The 4,151-nt window shown below is 66.4% G+C and carries 4 protein-coding genes; 3 read left to right on the top strand and 1 reads right to left on the bottom strand.

Annotated features, from left to right (window positions below; genetic code table 11):
- The first annotated feature begins 180 nt into the window (after positions 1-180).
- Together Q0O95_RS13315 and Q0O95_RS13310 are read left to right on the top strand one after the other, a co-directional pair.
- On the top strand, positions 181-1,083 hold the full coding sequence (locus Q0O95_RS13315; RefSeq protein ID WP_293699611.1) for an ABC transporter ATP-binding protein: 903 nt from the start codon (positions 181-183) through the stop codon (positions 1,081-1,083).
- The gene (locus tag Q0O95_RS13310; protein WP_293699608.1) at positions 1,083-1,880 is read left to right on the top strand and encodes an ABC transporter permease subunit; all 798 of its coding nucleotides are present in this window, start codon (positions 1,083-1,085) and stop codon (positions 1,878-1,880) included. Before Q0O95_RS13315 ends, Q0O95_RS13310 begins: the two co-directional genes overlap by 1 nt.
- 2 nt (positions 1,881-1,882) lie before the next feature.
- Here Q0O95_RS13310 and Q0O95_RS13305 read toward each other — a convergent pair whose 3' ends face one another.
- The gene (locus Q0O95_RS13305; RefSeq protein ID WP_293699603.1) at positions 1,883-2,506 is read right to left on the bottom strand and encodes a TetR/AcrR family transcriptional regulator; all 624 of its coding nucleotides are present in this window, start codon (positions 2,504-2,506) and stop codon (positions 1,883-1,885) included.
- A 61-nt stretch (positions 2,507-2,567) separates the two neighbouring features.
- On the opposite strand from Q0O95_RS13305, the gene Q0O95_RS13300 reads away from it, so the two are divergent.
- A partial coding sequence (locus tag Q0O95_RS13300) for an MFS transporter (RefSeq protein ID WP_293699606.1) occupies positions 2,568-4,151 on the top strand: 1,584 nt, incomplete at its 3' end.

Genomic DNA, 4,151 nt, shown 5'->3' with positions numbered 1-4,151 from the left:
AGAGCCCTCGGTGAGGACCGACTGACCCCCGCCGCCCTCATGAGCATCAGCGTGCCCATGCTCGAACTCTTCACGCACGGCCTCTACGTCGACGACACACTGCTGCAGGCGACGAAGGCGGCGATCGCCGAGCGGGCGCAGCGAGCCGACCACACAGACAACGAAAACTAGGTGATCATCATGCAACCCGTCATCGAATGCGCACAGCTGACCAAGCGATTCGGCGCGTTCACGGCAGTACGAGATGTGGACTTCTCGGTTGAACCGGGCACCGTGCTCGGCTTCCTGGGCCCCAACGGCGCCGGCAAGAGCACGACCATCCGCATGATCCTCGGGCTCTCAACGCCGACGGACGGCTCGGTACGAGTCTTCGGCAGCGACCCGCGTCGCGATCGCGCAGCCCGTGCGCGAGTCGGCTACTCGCCCGGCGAGCTCCGACTGGATGACCGGCTCACCGTGAAGACCACGCTGCAGAGTTGGGAGCGGCTGCGGGGCAGCGTCGACGCGAAGTTCCGCGATGAACTCGTCGAACGGTTCGATGTCAAGACCGATAAGGCCGTGCGCGGACTTTCGACCGGCAACAGGCGCAAGCTCGCGCTCGTCGGCGCCCTGATGTCGCGGCCGGAACTCCTGGTGCTCGACGAGCCGACGAACGGGCTCGACCCCCTTGTGCAGAACGAGTTCATGACGGTGCTGTCGGAGGTTGCCGAGCAGGGCACCAGCGTGCTGCTGTCATCGCACATCATGAGCGAAGTCGAGCGGATGGCCGACTCGATCGTCGTGATCCGTGCCGGCGAGATCGTTGCACAGGGCGCAGCCGATGAGCTGCGTCAGGGCGTTGCGCAAGAGTTTCGTGCGGTGTTCGCCGACGCTGCGCCGACGCGAGAACGGTTCTCGGCGCTGGAGGGTGCTGCCGAGGTCTCGGTCGACGAACGTGAGGTGCGCATCCGCTGGAACGGGCCTCCCCGTACGCTCCTCGACCTATTGGCGCAGTACGAACTCGAGTCGCTGACGGCACCCGAACCCGACCTGGAAACGGCTTTCCTGTCGTACTACCGCTCCGACAAGAAGGAGAAGAAGTGATGCGCATCGAACTCTTCACCCGTGCACTTGCTGCGCAGCGGCGCAGCGGACTCATCTGGGGTGGCGCTCTTCTGCTGCTCACCGTTTCGGTGCTGTCCGTCTGGCCATCGTTGAGCGACAGCGGCGGTCTCGACACCATCGCAGACGGGCTTTCGCCCGAACTCGTGGCCGCGCTCGGCATGGAGAACTTCGGGTCGCCGGTCGGGTACCTCAACGGCAACCTCTACGCGATGATCCTCCCGCTGCTGTTCGGAGCGTTCGCGATCATGCAGATGAATGCGCTCACGGCAGCCGATGAAGACGCGGGGCGGCTCGAACTGCTGCTCGCACTGCCTGTCGGTCGCACCGGTGTGTATCTCGCACGCTTCCTCGCTGTCGCCCTCGTGCTGGCGGCTGTCGGCCTCGTTGTGGGAGCAGCGGTAGGGTTCGGTGCTCCCGCCCTCGACATGGAACTCGAGGCGGAAGGCGTCGTCGCCATAACGCTTGCCGTGTTCCTGCTGGCGCTCTTTCACGGGGCGCTCGCGATGGCACTCGCGGGGCTCGGTCTGCGCGGCCCGGCAACGTTGGGCATCACCTTCGGGGTGCTCGTGCTCGGCTATCTTTCGCACGCTCTGCTACCCCTCGTCGAAGCACTCGAAGATGTCGCCGTAGCCTCACCCTGGCAGTGGGCGCTCGGGGAGATGCCGCTCGCCAACGGTATTGAAGGCACGGGTCTCGCGCTGCTCGCGGGAGGTGCGCTGCTCTTCGCGCTCGTTGGGCTCCTCGGAGTCCGCAACAGGACGATCAGAAGCGCGTAGGGCTAGGAGAGGTGCACTTCGTGCTCGGCGAACTCGCGCAGGAGCGCTCCCGCATCCGCCGCCACGCCGCGTAGCAGCGTGATCACCACCGCTTCGATCTGTTGCGGGTCCATGGGGTCGTCACCGAGCAGCAATCGATAGAAGACCAGGGAGCTCAATGCGTCGACGGTCAGCGGCAGATCCACGTCGTCTCTGAGGTCGCCGCGTCGGCGTGCATCGAACAGGCTGCGGTGAACCGCTCGTCGAGGTGGCTCGAGCACGATCTCCGTCAGCTGTTCTCGCAGCTCAGCGTCGTCGGCGCCCTCTGCGATGAGCTGTGCGAGTGTTCCAGTGCCGAGGCGGCGGAAGGCGTTCGTGATCAGCACCAGGCACTCGTGCAGATCGCAGAGGGTGCAACCGGTGTTCGGAGCTTCGATCCTGCCGAGGCGATCCGCAAGCGCCGCGAGTGCCAGATGACGTCGGTTCGGCCAGCGGCGGTAGACGGCGGTCTTGCTGACGCCGGCGCGTCGCGCTACCTCTTCGATGATGACGCCGCTGTAGCCCTCGGTATCGAGCGCCTCCTCTGTTGCTTCGAGTACGGCGGCGTCGATCTGTGCATCCCGGGGTCGCCCTCTGCCGTTGGTCATGGCCCCGCCCTTCCTGTAAAATAAATACGAAACGTAGCGTAGCATAAAAGGATTCGACGTGATGGATCAACGAGATCAGGGGCCGGCCGGAGTGGATACCCGAGCGTGGATCGGCCTGGGATTGCTCATGGTGCCGGTCTTCATGGCCGCGCTCGATATGACCGTGCTCTTCCTGGCTATTCCCGTGATCGCGGCGGAACTGCTGCCGTCGGGCACCCAGCAGCTCTGGGTGCTTCACATCGGAGACATCGCCGGGGCGAGCCTCGTGCTGACCGCGGGCAGGCTGGTCGACCGGTTCGGGCCGAGGTTGCTGCTGGTTCTGGGGATATTCGCCTACGGAGTGGCTTCGCTACTTGCCGCATTCGCGCCCTCGGTCGAGGTCCTGATCGTCGCGCGGATGCTGCTCGGCGCATCGGCGGTCACCATCGCCCCTGCCGGTCTCGCCTTGCTGCGCCGCATGTTCCCCGCCGCGAAGCAGTTCTCGGTCGCGCTGGCGCTGTTCATGGCGGCCTTCTCCGGGGGTATGGCCCTTGGGCCGCCGCTGGGCGGCGTCTTGCTGCAGCAGTTCTGGTGGGGATCCATCTTCCTGATCAACGTCCCCGCTGCCATCCTCGTTGTCCTGCTTGCCGGACGCTTGCTTCCGAGGGTCGCCGGCACGGGTCGGGGCGGCATCGATGTCATCAGCGTCCTGCTGTCGGCAACCGGCATCGCCGCGGTGGTGTTCGGGGGTCAGGAATTGGCCGCGGGTGGCTGGAATGCTGTGCACGGGCTCGTGCTGGCCATCGGGCTCGCGCTCATCGTCCTGTTCGTGCGTCGCCAACGCACGCTGTCTGATCCGTTGCTGGATCTGCGTCTGTTCCGTGCCGCACCGTTCACGGTCGCGCTGCTGTCCATCTGGCTCGTAATCACTGCGACGGTGGGTGCAGACCTCCAGTTCGCGCAGCACCTGCAGGTGGTGGTCGGGCACTCCCCGCTCGCCGCAGGTGCCCTCTTAGTGGTACCGGCCGTCAGTTCCGTGGTGACCACGGCGGCCTCCCCGCTGCTGCTGCGCTGGTTCCGCCCCGGGTTCGCGATGGGCGTCGGGGTGCTGGTGGGCCTGGTCGGCGCTGTCGGGATGCTCCTGACCGTCGCTCGGGGACCCGAGGCGTCCACGCCGCTGCTCATTGCCGCGGCAACGGTGATGGCGGCGGGCATCGCGCCGGTGTTCGCACTCGGCACCAACGTGCTGTTGGCGAGCGCGCCCGTGGAGCAGACCGGGTCGGCCCAGGCGATGCAGGAGGTGGGCGGCAGCCTGGGCAACACCGCGGGCCTTGCCGCGGGCGGAACGATCGCCTACCTCGGCTACTCGAGCTCGCTGCGGAGCACGCTGCCGGGAGGTCTGGACGCCGAGCTCGCGCAGCAGAGCTCTCAGAACATCGGAGGGGCGCTCGCTGCGGCCAGGGAACTGCCAACCGGTGTGGCGGCACGGCTCACCGATGCTGCGGAGGCGGCCTTCACTGTCGCTACCCGCGATACCTACCTTGTCGCCATTGTCGGGCTTGCTGTGCTCGCGGTGTTGGCGTTCTGGGGATTGCGAAATGCCCGGATCGACGACGAGCCGGAAGACCGCCCGGCAGATGGTGCAGCGAGCGATCCGGAACTGTGC

The sequence above is a fragment of the uncultured Agrococcus sp. genome (genome assembly GCF_945915485.1).
Taxonomy (GTDB): domain Bacteria; phylum Actinomycetota; class Actinomycetes; order Actinomycetales; family Microbacteriaceae; genus Agrococcus.
Note: the sequence above shows the minus strand (reverse complement) of the source record. Positions and strands in the feature narration are given on the sequence as shown.